The organism is Streptomyces sp. BR123, assembly GCF_013401435.1.
Lineage (GTDB): Bacteria > Actinomycetota > Actinomycetes > Streptomycetales > Streptomycetaceae > Streptomyces.
On the sequence record NZ_JACBGN010000005.1, the window covers coordinates 22,978 to 37,697 of the forward strand.

Below are 14,720 nucleotides of genomic sequence, written 5' to 3' on the forward strand. Positions count from 1 at the left end.
CCCGCAGGGATGACGCCGCAGCCCCCGGCGTCACCCCGGCCCCGCGGTTCCCCGGCGCGGGAACCGGACGAGCTCAGGAGAGCAGACACCCATGCAGTTCGGCATCTTCACCGTCGGGGACGTGACCCCCGACCCCACCACCGGTCGCACTCCGACCGAACACGAGCGCATCAAGGCGATGGTCGCCATCGCGCTCAAGGCAGAGGAGGTCGGCCTCGACGTCTTCGCGACCGGCGAGCACCACAACCCGCCGTTCGTGCCGTCGTCACCGACCACCCTGCTCGGCTACATCGCCGCCCGCACCGAGAAACTGATCCTGTCCACGTCCACGACGCTGATCACCACCAACGACCCGGTGCAGATCGCCGAGGACTACGCGATGCTCCAGCACCTGGCCGACGGCCGGGTCGACCTCATGCTGGGCCGCGGCAACACCGGTCCCGTCTACCCGTGGTTCGGACAGGACATCCGCCAGGGCATCAACCTCGCCAAGGAGAACTACGCCTTGCTGCGCCGACTGTGGCGCGAGGACGTCGTGGACTGGGAGGGAATGTTCCGTACGCCGCTCCAGGCCTTCACCGCGACACCGCGGCCCCTGGACGGCGTCCCGCCCTTCGTCTGGCACGGATCCATCAGGTCCCCCGAGATCGCGGAGCAGGCCGCCTTCTACGGCGACGGCTTCTTCCACAACAACATCTTCTGGCCGGCCGACCACACCCGGCGCATGGTGCAGCTGTACCGGCGCCGGTTCGCGCACCACGGTCACGGCCGGGCGGAGGACGCCGTCGTCGGCCTGGGCGGCCAGGTCTTCATGCGAAAGAACTCCCAGGACGCCGTGCGGGAGTTCCGGCCCTACTTCGACAACGCGCCGGTGTACGGCCACGGCCCGTCGCTGGAGGACTTCACCGAGCAGACCCCGCTGACGGTGGGCTCTCCCCAGCAGGTCATCGAGCGGACCCTGTCGTTCCGGGAGACCGTCGGCGACTACCAGCGGCAGCTGTTCCTCATGGACCACGCGGGCCTGCCCTTGAAGACCGTCCTCGAACAGCTCGACATCCTCGGCGAAGAGGTCGTGCCCGTGCTGCGGAGGGAATTCGCCAAGGGACGTCCGGCCGACGTGCCGGAGGCGCCCACGCACGCGTCGCTCCTCCGAGCCGTCGGGGAGGTGCCCGCCGCATGAAGCTGATCGTGGTCTCTGCCGGGCTGAGCACCCCCTCCTCCACCCGCCTGCTCGCGGACCGGCTGACCGAATCGACCCGCGACGAACTCGCCGCCCGGGGGCACGAGGGGGCGACGGAGGTCGTTGAGCTGCGCGAACTGGCCGGCGACATCGCCAACCACCTCGTGACCGGATTTCCGCCCCCGCGACTTGGCGCCGCGATCGACTCGGTGATGGCGGCCGACGGCCTGATCGTCGTGACCCCCGTGTTCGCGGCCTCCTACAGCGGTCTCTTCAAGTCCTTCTTCGACGTGATCGATCCAGACGCCCTCACCGGGAAGCCGGTCCTGATCGCGGCTACCGGCGGAACCGCCCGCCACTCCCTGGTCCTGGAGCACGCCGTGCGCCCGCTCTTCGCCCATCTCCGTGCCGTCGTCGTCCCCACCGCCGTGTTCGCGGCCTCCGAGGACTGGGGCTCGGGGGGAGACCTGTACACCGACGGCCTGCCCGGGCGGGTCCGCCGCGCGGGCGTCGAACTCGCCGCGCTCATGGCGGCGCGCCCGGTCAGGGAAGAGGCCGAGGACGACGTCACCGTCCTCGACCGGCAACTCGCCGACCTGCGCTTCGACTGAGACGGGCCCCCGGGCCGGGCGACGCCGGGGTGGTTCACATGGTTCATACTGTTCCGCCGTATGAGCGTGAAGCGAGTGACGACAAGGACCGTGCCCGAGGAGCTCGGCGGCGTACGGACACCCCTCCGGGGCAGGGACCGAGAACTGGCGTTCATCGAGGAGCGGCTCGACGCGCTCGGCCGGGGCAAAGGCGGGATCGTCCGCGTAGAGGGCCCCGCCGGAATCGGCAGGTCCAGGATCCTCGCCGAGGCCGCGGCCGCCGCGAGGCGGCACGGGACGCGGGTGTTCGAGGGAGCGGCGGACCCCGACGAACAGTTCGTACCGCTCGGCCCGCTCCTCGAAGGCGTACTCTCCGGCGAGGAACCGCTGTCGGGCGCCCAACGTCTCCGGGACCTCGCCACGACACCCGGCCAGCGGTTCTGGCTGCTTCAGGAGCTGGGGGACCGCCTGCGGGAGGCGGCCCGGAACGGACCCCTGCTCGTCGTCCTCGACGACCTCCAGTGGTGCGACGACCTGACCCTTCTCACCTTCCACACCCTCGCGGCGGGACTCTCGTCGCACCCGATCCTGTGGCTGGTCGCCGTGCGCGCCGGCAGCGTGCCGTCCGGGGTGCGCACCACCCTGGACAGGATCCGTCAGGCGGGCGCCCGCGAGCTGGTCCTCGAAGCGCTGGAGGACCGTGCGATCGCCCGGATCACAGAGGACGTCCTCGGCGCCCCTCCAGACCCGGACGTGCTCCGCCTCGCCCGCCGCGCCGAGGGGGTGCCCCAGCTGCTGGTCGAGCTGCTCGGCTCGCTGCGCGAGGAGGCGGTGACGATCGAGAACGGCATGGCCGGGCTGCCGGCCGGACCCTCCGCCCCACGGGAACTCCCCTCGGTCGCGCGCCGCCTCGACCAACTGTCCGACGAGGCGCGGACGCTGGTGCAGACGGCGGCCGCCGTGGGCGGCACGGTCACCGTCGCGCTGCTTGCCGAGCTGCTCGGCAGGTCCTCGGCGGCGCTCATCACAGCCGTACGGGAATCCCTCGACGCCGATCTTCTCGCCGAGAGCGGCGATCGCCTCGCCTTCCGCCACGACCTGATCCGCGAGGCGGTGGAAGCCGGCCTCCCCCTGCCCCTGCGTCAGGCCCTGCGCCGACAGGCCGCCGGGCTGCCGCCGGGGAGAGCACCGGCTGATGCCGCGGAGGGCGAGAGGCCGGCACCGAGGGACGCCGCGCAGGCCGACCGGCTCCGCGCCGAAGCGGCGGAACTCGCGGCCACCGCTCCCGGGCCCGCCGCGGAGCGCAGCCTCAAGGCCCTGGAACTCACCGCGGCGGACGTTCCGGAGCGGCCGCGGATCATCACCGAGACGCTCCCGCTGCTCTGGCAGACGGGCCGGGCCGCCCAGGCGCGTGAGCTGGGCGACTCCGCTCTGGCGGCCGGCGGTCTCGGACCTGAGGACGAGGCGGGCATCCGGCTCGCCCTGGCACGCCTCGCCGTACCGTTCGATTTCTCCGAGGCCGTCCGGCAGGCCCGCGCCGGGGCAGCACTGCCCGGGATCTCCGCGACCGCGAAGGGGCGACTGCTCGCCATGCTCGCCGTCGGCCTGTCGATGTCGGGCGAGCACGCGGCGGCCGAACAGGTCGCCGCGGAGGCGTGGGAGACCGCCGCGGCAGCAGGTGACCGTACCGCCGAGGCCACCTTGACGACGGTCCGCTCGGCCGTGAGTTTCCACCGCATGGACCTGACCGAGGCGTTCCGGCAGGCCGAGCGGTCCGCCGCGCTGGCCGACGCCCTGGGCGTCAGCACCTCGCTGTGGGTACCGGAGGCCCTGTGGCATGCTCTCCTGTCGAACACAACCGGACGCACCGCGGAGGCGCTCGCCGTCGCCGAGGACGGCATCCGGATCACCAGGGAGCAGGGCCGGACCGCCGCCACCCGTATGTGGCTGATGACCCGCTCCCGCATCCTTCTGGAGATCGGACGGCTGACGGATGCCCGGGCCGACGCCGAAGCCGCGTCCCCCACGGCCGACGATCCCGGCCCGGGCAACCTCGCCGACGTCACGCTCCGGTACGTGATGATGCGCGTCGCCCTCCACACCGGCGACCGGCAGACCGCACAGGCGTACGCTGCGGAGGCGAGGCGCATGCGTGGCGACGGCGCCCCCGTCGTCCGGCACTTCGGCTCCTGGATGCTGGCGCTGATGGCCGACTTCGAAGGGCGGCCCGACCGCGCCATGGCCGAACTCGACGGGGTGATGACGTCACCCGCCGCGGACCGGCCCGCCTACGCCGGCCTGATCGACCCCGCCGACGCCCCGGTGCTCGTCCGCATGTCGCTGCGCGCCGGCGCCCACGAACGGGCAGCGCAGGCGGTCGCCCAGGCCGAGCGGCGAGCCGCGCTCAATCCCGACCTCACGTTCCTCGCCGCCACCGCCGCGCACGCCCGGGGACTCCTCGACAACGACCTGGACCGGCTGGCACACGCCGTCCGGCTGTACGACGACTGCCCCCGGGTGCTGGCCCGGGCGTCGGCACTGGAGGACGCCGGACGCAAGCTGGCGGCCACCCGCAAGCCCGAAGCGGTGCCGTACTTCGAGAAGGCCCTCGCGCTCTATGCGAGGGCGGGCGCCGAACGGGACGTCGCACGGGTGCGCCGGCGCCTTCGGGCCAGCGGTGTCCGCCGCCGGCCCTTACCTGCCCGACTCGACGGTGAATGGCCCGAGTTGACGCCGGCGGAGACACGGGTCGTACGGCTCGTGGCCCGAGGGCTGACCAATCGACAGGTGGCCGGGAACCTCTCCCTCTCGCCGCACACGGTGAGTTCGCACCTGCGCCGGGCCTTCACCAAGCTGGACGTCACCTCGCGCGCGGAGCTGACCCGGCTGGTGAAGCATCGTGACAGCGGAGAGTAGTCGCTTCGTCTCCCATGTGAGCGTCATGGCAATGGACGATTCATGCGATGTGCCGACGTCGTCGTTTCCTCAGACTGATCAAGAACCGCCGAATGGAGAAGTCCGCGGGGACAGTTGATCGAGAGAGGAACAACGCATGACCGTAAGGCTCCAGCGAGCCCGCCCCGGCAGCCCCGAGCTTCAGGCACTCGTCGACGAGCTCGCGGAGCGGCTCGGCCGGTCCGTCGCCGTCGACGACCCGCTGGTCCGTATGGTCTGCACGAGCCGCCACTTCGGTGACGAGGACCCGGTGCGGATCGGCACCCTGCTGCAGGGCCGCGCCGACAACGCGACCATCCGCTACGTCCTCGCCCAGGGCGTGACGCAGTGGTCCAGAGCCGGATTCATCGACGGCCGTGATGATCTCGGACTGCTGCCCCGTTACGTCGTGCCCCTGCGCGAGCGCGGGCATCTCCTCGGACTGCTCCTGGTGGTCGTGCCCGAGAAGACGCTCGCAGAACACGAGACGCGTGCCATCGCCCGGGCCGCGGACGCCATGGCCGCCCAGATGTACGGAGAGCACATCGCCACCGACACCCGGAAGGCCGACGAGCGGGACCTCGTCCTCGAACTCGTCGGCACCGACGTCGCCGCCCGTACCACCGCACGCCGGCGAGGCAGGGAACTCGGGCTGCTCGGAGTGGCTGAGCACGTCCTGGTCACCGTCGTGCAGCTGAGCTGCGCGACCGAGCTCGTGCGACAGTCCGAGGCGGCCCTGTGGGGGGCGCTCGAGGGATTCCGGCAGACGCGTTCGGCCCAGGGCCTCATCGCGATCGGCAGGGAACGGGCGACGCTGCTGCAGTTGCGCGACCGCCCACCCGGTCAGGACGAGGTAACCGCACAGTCCGCTCGCATCCTGGAAGAACTCCACACCTTCCTCGGCCCGTCGGCGGACCCCGTGATCGGCGTCGGTGGCCGGCACCCCGGCCTGGACGACGCGTGGACGTCGTACGAGCAGGCGCTCGTGGCGGCGCGCGCGGCACGCCGACTGCCCGCCCTGAAGAGCGCCGGTGACTGGGAACTCCTCGGGGAACTCGCCGTGCTGCTCCAGCTCCCCGAGCACGCCCTGAACACGTCCCTGGTCCCGAAGCCGCTCCGCACCCTGACCGAGGCGCATGGCGGCGACCGCCTGCGGGACACCCTGCGCTGCTTCCTCGAACACGCCGGATCGATTCCCAGGACCGCGGACACGCTGGGAATCCACCGCACCTCGCTCTACTACCGCCTGCGCCAGATCCAGGAGATCACCGGACTCGACCTGGACGACGGCGCCCACCGGCTCACGCTCCACCTCGGCCTCAGGATCGAAGAACTCCTCACACCGGGTGCCGACGGAGCCACGTGACCTCCGACTCGCTTCGACAAAGCGAGGAAGATCCACGGCCCGATTCCTACAGCTCGCGGTGGTGCGGGCAGCGGGCCCCAATCGATGATGTTCGGGACGGGCGGGAACGGTGTACCGCCTCTGGCCAGGGGAGAGGTCATGAAGGAACTGCTCACGGCGGACGGCGCACGGCTCGCGTACCAGGACACCGGCGGCGAGGGCGTCCCGCTGGTGATGCTGCACGGCTGGGGGCAGACGCAGGGGATGTTCCGCCACCAGATCGAGGGGTTGGCGCCCGGTCGCCGTGTCGTCACCGTCGACCTCCGGGGCCACGGCAAGTCCGGGAAACCGAGTCACGGCTACCGCATCGCCCGGCTCTCCCGCGACGTGCTCGAACTCGTCGACCATCTCGGGCTGAACCGTTTCGACGCACTGGGCTGGTCCATGGGCGTCTCGGTGTGGTGGAGCTTCATCGACCAGTACGGGACCGGACGGATCCGGCGCTTCGTCGCCGTCGACCAGCCCGCGGCGGTCGCCGCCGTGCCCTGGATGACCGAGCGGGAACAGCGGGACTCCGGCGCCATCTTCGATGTGTCGGGGCTGTTGTACCTGGGTGCGGCCCTCGCGGGGCCGGAGGGCGACACGGTCCGCGCCGACTTCGTGCGCGGCATGTTCTCCGGCGAGCCCGACCCCGAGGTGCTGGCCTTCGTCGGCGAGGAGATCCGGTCGACACCCGCTTGTGCGGGTGTACCGCTGCTGTTCGACCACTGCGCGCAGGACTGGCGCGACGTGCTTCCCCGGATCGATGTGCCGACCCTGGTGATCGGCTGTGAGGGAAGCCATGTGCACCCCGATTCGCAGCGCTTCGTCGCCGAGCGGATTCCCGGCGCACGCCTGCACGTCTTCGCCTCCGACGTGGCGAGCTCGCACTTCCCCTTCCTGGAGAACCCGCCGGCCTTCAATGCCGTGGTGGAGAAGTTTCTGGCCGAGGAGCCGGCGAACGGGGCGTGAATCCGCCCTCCGCCCGCACGCACCCACGGCTAGGAGAATCCCCATGACCCTCACACTGATGTCACGTGCGGACGAACGGGTGCCCCGGCAAGCGCCCGATCTGACCTCGCCCTCCTCCCGCTCGGGGTGGCTGGTCCAGATGCTTTCCGAGATGCCGGAGACGAACGACCGGACCCACGTCTACCTCGGCGTCCATGTCCGTGGGCCCGTCACCGTCGTCCACGAGCGCGCCGAGACCTTGTTGGAGCCGAGCGACCTGGTCTTCTGCGACCCGGCCCGTCGGCATCTGCTGCAGTTCGGAGAAGGCTGCCAGATGATCTTCTTCCGGGTGCCCCGGTGCTATCTGGGCGTCACCGAGCCGGAACTGAACAGGGTGTTCGGCGTACCCGTACGCGGCGGGGAGGGGATCGGGGCGCTGGCGTCCGAGTTCCTGACCGCGCTCGCCGGCAAGGCGGAGTTCCGTCGGTCCACGATCGGGGACCGGCGTGCCCGGACGGCCGTACACCTCCTCTCCGTCCTGGTCATGGAGCTCCTCGATGCGGACACGACGGACGAGGCCGACGACGCGTCCGGGGCCGTCAACGAGATGCTGTCCCGTATCCACGGCTACATCGAAGAACATCTGATGGACCCGGACCTCTCGCCGGAGTCGATCGCACGCGCCCACCACATCTCCGTCCGGTACCTGCAGAAGCTCTTCCAGAACGACGGCAGCACGGTGAGCCAATGGGTGCGGCGGCGCAGGCTCGAGTTCTGCCGGTTTGAGCTGGGCCGCTCCGACGGGAGAATCACCATGGCCGCGGTGGCACACCGCTGGGGCTTCAGCAGCCCCTCGCACTTCAGCCGCACGTTCCGTGGGGCCTACGGCATGAGCCCCAGCGAATGGCAGGCGCTGGCGGCATCGGCCTTCGCGGCGACGACTGCCGGCGCCCCGGACGAGCGAAGGCGTTGAGACGTGTGTGCGCGCGTGTGACAGCACGGATGCGCGCACGGGCAAGAGGCGCCACATCCACGGTCCTACCGTGAGTAACGGTCGCACGGACCTCTTGCCGAATTCCGGGCCGCGACCTGACCGTCGTGACGACGCCCCACAAGTGGCCCGACACCGAGAAGAGAACTCGCATGACCAACCCCACCGTCGTCCTCGTGCACGGTGCCTTCGCCGACGCGACAGGCTGGATAGGCGTCATCTCGGAACTGCGGAGCAGCGGTATCCCGGTGATCGCTCCGTCGAACCCGCTGCGGGGCCTGACGTCGGACGCCGCCTATCTCGCCTCCGTCCTGGCACAGGTCGACGGTCCGGCGGTACTCGTCGGCCATTCGTACGGCGGTGCGCTGATCACCGTGGCCGGCGCCGCGGAGAACGTCGTGGCGCTCGTCTACGTGGCCGCCTACGTGCCCCACGAGGGCGAGAGCCTCGGCCAGCTCCAAGGGAGCTTCCCCGAGTCCCCGCTGACGGGCAGCCTGAAGGAGTGGACGTACCCGCTCCTCGACGGCGACTCCGGGGTCGAGGTCACCATCGAGGAGACGGCCTTTCCCTCCGTGTTCGCGGCGGACGTGCCCGAGGACGTCGCCGGCGTCCTGGCAGCGGCTCAACGGCCGCTCGCCGCGGCCGCCTTCACCGAGACCGCGTCCGCGGCGGCGTGGCGGACCAAACCGTCCTGGGCCCTGGTGGCCGGGGCGGACCGCACGATCAGCCCCGAGGTCCAGCGCTTCGGCGCCGCACGGGCCGGAGCCGTCGTCGTCGAACTTCCGGACGCCTCCCACGCCGTAGTCCTCTCCGAGCCCACCCGGGTCGCCGACCTGATCAGAGACGCGGTACGGGCGACGAGCTGACCGACCGGCCTCCGGGACGACAGGAGCGGGACCGGGCCAGTCGGGGTGCCACCCGCGCTCGGGCCGGGGCCCGGACCGAAACGGAGGGCCTACCCACCTGGCCGTGGAGCGTCTGGAGTGAGGGTCTGGATCAGACCTCGTCGATGGCCACACGGCTGTGAGAGGCGGTGAGCATTCCGATGTCTTCTCCATCGGACGTCAGGATCGTGACGCGGCCCGGCTGTGCCAGGGCTGTGGCGCAGAGCATCGCGTCGATGGCGTACTTGTGGCCGTGTAGTCCGGCCGTGCGCAGCACTGATCACCGGTAGGTCGGCGTCGCGGGCGGCGGTGAGCCATTCGTGGACCTCGCGGTCGCGTTGCACGGCCTTGGCGAGGCCCTCACTGTCCAGGACGAGCGCGCCACTCACGCGGCCGCCCCGGCGTTGGAGGACGTGCCGCCGGTGAGCTTGGCCCGCTCGGCAGCCACGGTGTCGGGACAAGGCGTCCTCGAGGAAGCCGGCATTGGCTCCCACGGACAAGGCGACGGGCTCCCCGAAGCCGGGCACCCGCGAGGAGATGCCGCGGCACAGCCGCGCCCGCGCAGAGGAATGCGCAGGAGCAGGAAGATGCACCCCACGCCGCTGCTGAGGGCGCAGGGGAAGAGCTGGCCTGGACGGTGTGCGGCGCCAGTTCGAGACCAACGTCTTCGGCCTCGCCCGGATGACGCAGCTCGTTCTGCCGGGCATGCGCCGTGCGGGCGGGGGCCGGATCGTCAACGTCGGTTCGATGGGCGGGCGTCTCGTCTTCCCCGTGGCGGCTACCACCACGCCGGCAAGTACCCGGTGGAGGCCCTGAGCGATGCCCTGCGCGTCGAGGTGGTGCCCTTCGGGGTGAAGGTCAGCCTGATCGAGCCGGGTCTGATCCGCACGTCCTTCGGTGACACCGCTGCCCACACGCTGGCCGGTTCCGCCACTCCGACAGGCCCGTACGCCACGCTGAACACGGCTGTCGGGGTCTTCCTCATCGTGGCGGCGTGCGTGCTGGTGGGCGGCTGGGTCGGGCTGATCGGCATCGTGGTGACCGCGGTTGTTCTCATCGGCTTTTCAGTCACTCGTCTGTAGAGCGCTGGTGGCCTGCGAGTCGCCGGCTGCCGCGCCAACCTGGTTGTGTGGCCGCCCCGGTTCGTCGTGGCGTTGGAGGGCGGCCCCGAGCGGGACGCGTACAGCAGCATGATGTCCTGACGCATCCGGCCGGAGGCGGACGACAGGCGCTGAGAGGCCGTTTGCAGCCCTTCGGCCGCGATCTCGTGGTAGCGCTCCGCGCGTCAGTTCCGCTCGGCCGCGCGGGTGGCGGCCTGCCGGTGCACGTCGTCCATGTCGACGGACCGGATCCTGGCGATCAGTTCCTCCAGGGCCTGCGGAGGCAGTGCGCCGGGCTGCGCGTAGAGCACGGTCCGGTCGCGGACGGCCATCAGGGTGGGGATGGAGGAGATCTGGAAGGCGCCGGCGAGTTCCGGCTGCGCCTCGGTGTCGACCTTGCCGAAGACGATGTCCTGGTGACGCTCGGCCGCCTTCTCGTAGACGGGGCCGAACATGCGGCAGGGTCCGCACCATCCGGTCCAGAAGTCGATCAGCACGATCTCCGAGCCCGTGACGGTCTGCTCGAAGTTTTCCTTGGTCAGCTCGACGGTCGGCATGGGTTCCACTCTCCTCTCATATACCCGGTGGGGTATATGAGAGCTTCAACGGGGTTGAGTGTGGGTTTGTTCCACGGCCCCGCCATCCAGCGGCTCAGATACCCGGAGGGGTATTTGACAACCCTGGCGGGAGTTGCTTACCGTCGAAAACGAAATACCCCAGGGGGTATCTGGAGGTGAATCTCGCTCATGGCTCGTGAAGTGGACCTGGAGACCTTCGCCGGGGCCTGGACTGCCGGCACCGTGGTTCTGGACGTGCGGGAGAGGAGTGCCGGGCGGGGCGCGTGCCCGGTGCGCGCCTCACCCCGATGTCGACGTTGGCCGCCGCGCTGCCCCGCGTACCCAAGGGGCGAACGGTGTACGTGATCTGTGCGAGCGGCAATCGCAGCCCGTGGGCTGCGGACCGCCTTGCCGCCGTTGGGATGGACGCCGTTTCCGTCGCCGGTGGGACCCGGGGCTGGGCCGGCGCGGGCCGCCCGGTCGTGACGGGGTCCGCCCCCGGGGCGGTCTGACCCTCCCCCGTTCACGCGGGCCGGCCCTTCCGGGGAGCGGGCCACCTTTTGACCTCTCGGATACCCCCCAGGGTATCCGAGTCATCGTCTACGGAGGTTTCCGTGTTCTTCGCTCAGTACTACCTCGACTGCCTCTCGCAGGCGTCGTACATGATCGCCGACGAGACCACCGGCAAGGCGGTGGTCGTCGACCCCCGCCGGGACGTCTCGGAGTACCTGGCGGACGCCGAGGCTCGCGGCTTCACCGTGGTCGGCGTCATCAACACGCACTTCCACGCGGACTTCGTCGCCGGACACCTGGAGATGGCGGCCGAGACCGGTGCGTGGATCGGCTACGGCCGCCGGGCCGAGACCGAGTACCCGATTCGCACACTGGCCGACGGCGAGACGATCAGCCTCGGAGACGTCACCCTGGAGATCATGGAGACGCCCGGGCACACCCCGGAGTCGATCAGCGTGCTGGTCTACGAGCACGGCCGGGACGCCGTCCCGTACGGCGTGCTCACCGGTGACGCGCTCTTCATCGGCGACGTGGGCCGCCCCGACCTGCTCGCCTCCGTCGGTGTCACCGCCGAGGAACTCGGCGCCATGCTCTACAATAGCGTGCAGCACAAGCTGATGAGCCTGCCGGACGAGGTGCGGGTCTTCCCCGCGCACGGCGCGGGATCCGCCTGCGGCAAGAACCTCTCGACCGAGAAGCAGTCCACCATCGGCGAGCAGCGAGCCACCAACTACGCCTGCGCACCCATGTCGCAGGAGGACTTCGTGGCGATCGTGACCGCCGGCCAGTCCGCTGCTCCCGGCTACTTCGCCTTCGACGCCGAGCTCAACCGCAAGGAGCGCGAGCTGTTCGACCCGGCCGCCGCACCGAGGCCGCTGAGCGTCGAGGACTTCACCAACCTCCGCGCTTCCGGCGCGGTGGTCGTTGACGCCCGGGACCCGCAGGAGTTCGCCGCCGGACACCTGCGCGGCTCGGTGAACGTGCCGGCCGACGGCCGCTTCGCCGAGCAGGCCGGCACCGTCCTGCCCGCCGACGTCGACCTGCTGGTGGTCGCGCCGCAGAACCGCGAGGAGGAGATCGTCACGCGCCTGGCGCGGATCGGCTTCGACCGTGTGGCCGGCTACCTGCGCTCTCCGGACGACGCCCTGACCGCCCTGGCCGACGAGGTCACCCCGGCCAGCCGCCTCACCGCCGCCCAGGTCCGTGCCACCCTGGCGGGCGACAATCCGCCGGTCGTCCTCGACGTCCGCAACTGCGGCGAGCGCGGGGACAGCGGATTCATCGACGGAGCCCTGCACATCGCGCTCGGCGAGCTACCCCGCCGCCTGGACGAGGTTCCCCGCGACCAGTCCCTGGTCCTGCACTGCGCGGGCGGCCACCGCTCGTCGATCGCCGCGAGCCTGCTGCGCCACCACGGCTTCACCGACGTCTCGGACATCCTCGGCGGCTACGCCGCTTGGGCGCTGCTGAACACCCCCGCGACCGTCTGACCTGCTGGCGCGCCCGCAGACCGGCCCTTCCCGGCCGCGACGAACCGCCGGCGCCCTCGGGGGAGACCCTCTGCCCTGACGGGCCCTCCTCGCGCGGGCGCCGGCCCTTGACTTCACGTATACCCCGCCCCGTATTCGCGTACGGAGTCACCTCACCACGACGGAGTTCTCATGACGACCGACGCCTCCCGTATCGCCGGCCTCACCCCCACCGCCCTTCAGCAGCTGATCGAAAGCGGACGCGGCCCCCGCCTGCTGGACGTGCGCACCCCGGGCGAGTTCCGGACGGTCCACATCCCCGGTGCCTACAACGTCCCGCTCGACACCCTGCGCGAGCACCGCGCCGAACTCCTGACCCACCTCGACGAGGACGTCGTCCTCGTCTGTCGTTCCGGTGCCCGCGCCGCCCAGGCCGAGCAGGCCCTCGCTGAGGCCGGTCTGCCGAACCTGCGGGTTCTGGACGGCGGCATGATGGCCTGGGAGGCTGCCGGTGCTCCCGTCAACCGCGGTGAGGCGCGCTGGGACCTGGAGCGCCAGGTCCGCCTGATCGCCGGATCGATCGTGCTCATCACCGGCGTCGTGGGCGTGTTCGTGCCCGGAGCGCACCTGATCGGCACCGCGATCGGCGCCGGGCTGACGTTCGCCGCGCTCAGCGACACCTGCGCGATGGGCATGATGCTGGCCAAGCTGCCCTACAACCGCGGCCCGCGCACCGACATCCGCACCGTCATCTCCTCCCTGCGGGACCGCTCGTGATCACGCTCGTCCTCGCAGCCTCCGTCCTGATCGGCGTCAGTCTGGGCATCCTCGGTGGCGGCGGTTCCATCCTGACCGTGCCGATCCTGGTCTACCTGGCCGGGATGGACACCAAGGAGGCCATCGCCACCTCGCTGTTCGTCGTCGGCGCCACCAGCCTGGTCGGGCTCGTCCCGCACGCTCGCGCGGGTCGGGTGCGCTGGCGCACGGGTCTGATCTTCGGCGCGGTCAGCATGGTCGGCGCCTATGGCGGCGGACGCCTCGCCGAGTACGTCCCCGGAACCGTCCTGCTCGTCGCGTTCGCGCTGATGATGCTCGCCACCGCCGCCGCCATGCTCCGCAAGTCCCGCAAGCCGAAGCAGGCCAAGCCCGCACATGCGGAACTGCCCGTCAAGCACGTGATCGTGGAGGGCCTCGTCGTCGGCGCGGTCACCGGCCTGATCGGCTCCGGCGGCGGATTCCTCGTCGTTCCCGCCCTCGCCCTGCTCGGCGGACTGCCCATGAGCGTCGCCGTCGGCACCTCGCTCCTGGTCATCGCGATGAAGTCCTTCTCCGGACTCGCCGGCCACCTCGCCGACGTCCAGATCGACTGGAACCTCGCCCTGATGGTTACCGCCGCGGCCGTCGTCGGCAGCCTCATCGGCAGCCGCTTCGCCGGACGCATCCCCCAGGACACCTTGCGCAAGGCGTTCGGCTGGTTCGTCGTCGTCATGGGTGTCTTCGTCCTCAGCCAGCAACTGCCCATCGCGATCTGGGCCAGCCCGCTCGCCTGGACCGGTATCGGCCTCGCGGTGGCGACCGCGGTGACCTGGGGCACAGTGCGAGCACGACGCTCACGGCCCGCCATGGACGCGCCCCGGGTAGGCTCCCGGGAATCGGCCGCACACCCCTAGCGTTATACCCGCCGGGGTATTCTTGAGTCGATGGTCGGTATGAAGGAGGAACTCGGTGAAGGTGGAAGAAGAGGCGGCGACCGCGGTCCTCAACCGGCTGAGGCGCGCTCAAGGGCAGCTCGCGGGCGTCATCGCCATGATCGAGGCCGGCCGCGACTGCAAGGACGTCGTCACACAGCTCGCCGCCGTCTCCCGCGCCCTCGACCGGGCGGGCTTCAAGATCGTCGCGAGCGGTATGCGCCAGTGCCTCGCCGAGAGCGAGGAGGGCGCGCCCCCGATGAGCGAGCAGGAACTGGAGAAACTTTTCCTCACGCTCGCCTGACACACGACGGCCGACGGATATCCGCCGGCCGCCGCCGTCGCGCTTGTCGCAGACGAGTTCGGGTTCATTCGTCGCCGGTGCTACGAATGACTCGCATGGACCCGTCGCGTCGCATTCGTAGCGCGTGACCTCGTACTCGCCCGGTAGCCGTTCCATCGCGTTGTCCTTCCGCAGG

At 70.7% G+C, this 14,720-nt stretch carries 15 protein-coding genes and 1 pseudogene; 14 read left to right on the forward strand and 2 right to left on the reverse strand.

What is annotated here, in order from left to right:
- The first annotated feature begins 91 nt into the window (after positions 1-91).
- The 7 genes from HYE82_RS01360 (at position 92) to HYE82_RS01390 (ending at position 8,896) form a co-directional block, all read left to right on the forward strand.
- A complete protein-coding gene (locus HYE82_RS01360) occupies positions 92-1,180 on the forward strand; it encodes an LLM class flavin-dependent oxidoreductase (protein ID WP_179172028.1) in 1,089 nt (362 codons plus the stop codon).
- The gene (locus HYE82_RS01365; protein ID WP_179172029.1) at positions 1,177-1,791 is read left to right on the forward strand and encodes an FMN reductase; all 615 of its coding nucleotides are present in this window, start codon (positions 1,177-1,179) and stop codon (positions 1,789-1,791) included. The genes HYE82_RS01360 and HYE82_RS01365 overlap by 4 nt, the downstream gene beginning before the upstream one ends.
- 60 nt (positions 1,792-1,851) lie before the next feature.
- Positions 1,852-4,686 (forward strand): LuxR family transcriptional regulator, encoded by a 2,835-nt coding sequence (locus tag HYE82_RS01370; RefSeq protein ID WP_179172030.1) that lies wholly within the window; start codon positions 1,852-1,854, stop codon positions 4,684-4,686.
- 136 nt (positions 4,687-4,822) lie between these two features.
- Complete coding sequence (locus HYE82_RS01375; protein ID WP_179172031.1) at positions 4,823-6,070, forward strand: CdaR family transcriptional regulator; 1,248 nt, start codon at positions 4,823-4,825, stop codon at positions 6,068-6,070.
- Between the two features lie 138 nt (positions 6,071-6,208).
- On the forward strand, positions 6,209-7,060 hold the full coding sequence (locus HYE82_RS01380) for an alpha/beta fold hydrolase (protein ID WP_179172032.1): 852 nt from the start codon (positions 6,209-6,211) through the stop codon (positions 7,058-7,060).
- A 43-nt stretch (positions 7,061-7,103) separates the two neighbouring features.
- Positions 7,104-8,012, forward strand: coding sequence for an AraC family transcriptional regulator (locus tag HYE82_RS01385; protein ID WP_218782142.1), 909 nt, complete (start codon positions 7,104-7,106; stop codon positions 8,010-8,012).
- Between the two features lie 170 nt (positions 8,013-8,182).
- Positions 8,183-8,896 (forward strand): alpha/beta fold hydrolase, encoded by a 714-nt coding sequence (locus tag HYE82_RS01390; RefSeq protein ID WP_179172033.1) that lies wholly within the window; start codon positions 8,183-8,185, stop codon positions 8,894-8,896.
- Between the two features lie 130 nt (positions 8,897-9,026).
- Here the strand turns inward: HYE82_RS01390 and HYE82_RS01395 are convergent.
- Positions 9,027-9,303: pseudogene (locus tag HYE82_RS01395) on the reverse strand (hypothetical protein).
- 292 nt (positions 9,304-9,595) lie between these two features.
- Here HYE82_RS01395 and HYE82_RS37475 point away from each other — a divergent pair.
- The gene (locus HYE82_RS37475) at positions 9,596-9,730 is read left to right on the forward strand and encodes a hypothetical protein (protein WP_256986828.1); all 135 of its coding nucleotides are present in this window, start codon (positions 9,596-9,598) and stop codon (positions 9,728-9,730) included.
- On the forward strand, positions 9,718-9,996 hold the full coding sequence (locus tag HYE82_RS01400) for a hypothetical protein (RefSeq protein WP_256986820.1): 279 nt from the start codon (positions 9,718-9,720) through the stop codon (positions 9,994-9,996). Before HYE82_RS37475 ends, HYE82_RS01400 begins: the two co-directional genes overlap by 13 nt.
- 203 nt (positions 9,997-10,199) lie before the next feature.
- On the opposite strand, the gene trxA is transcribed toward HYE82_RS01400, so the two are convergent.
- Positions 10,200-10,571, reverse strand: a complete 372-nt coding sequence (gene trxA, locus HYE82_RS01405) for a thioredoxin (protein WP_179172034.1) — start codon at positions 10,569-10,571, stop codon at positions 10,200-10,202.
- Between the two features lie 308 nt (positions 10,572-10,879).
- Here trxA and HYE82_RS39420 point away from each other — a divergent pair, with 308 nt between their 5' ends.
- The 5 genes from HYE82_RS39420 (at position 10,880) to HYE82_RS01425 (ending at position 14,545) form a co-directional block, all read left to right on the forward strand.
- The gene (locus HYE82_RS39420) at positions 10,880-11,083 is read left to right on the forward strand and encodes a rhodanese-like domain-containing protein (RefSeq protein WP_369009798.1); all 204 of its coding nucleotides are present in this window, start codon (positions 10,880-10,882) and stop codon (positions 11,081-11,083) included.
- Positions 11,084-11,185: 102 nt separating this feature from the next.
- On the forward strand, positions 11,186-12,574 hold the full coding sequence (locus HYE82_RS01410) for a rhodanese-like domain-containing protein (protein ID WP_179172035.1): 1,389 nt from the start codon (positions 11,186-11,188) through the stop codon (positions 12,572-12,574).
- Positions 12,575-12,745: 171 nt separating this feature from the next.
- A complete protein-coding gene (locus HYE82_RS01415) occupies positions 12,746-13,330 on the forward strand; it encodes a rhodanese-like domain-containing protein (protein ID WP_179172036.1) in 585 nt (194 codons plus the stop codon).
- Positions 13,327-14,223, forward strand: coding sequence for a sulfite exporter TauE/SafE family protein (locus tag HYE82_RS01420; RefSeq protein ID WP_179172037.1), 897 nt, complete (start codon positions 13,327-13,329; stop codon positions 14,221-14,223). Before HYE82_RS01415 ends, HYE82_RS01420 begins: the two co-directional genes overlap by 4 nt.
- Positions 14,224-14,278: 55 nt before the next feature.
- Entirely contained in the window at positions 14,279-14,545 is a 267-nt protein-coding gene (locus HYE82_RS01425; RefSeq protein ID WP_031004254.1) for a metal-sensitive transcriptional regulator, read from the forward strand.
- Positions 14,546-14,720 lie beyond the last annotated feature (175 nt).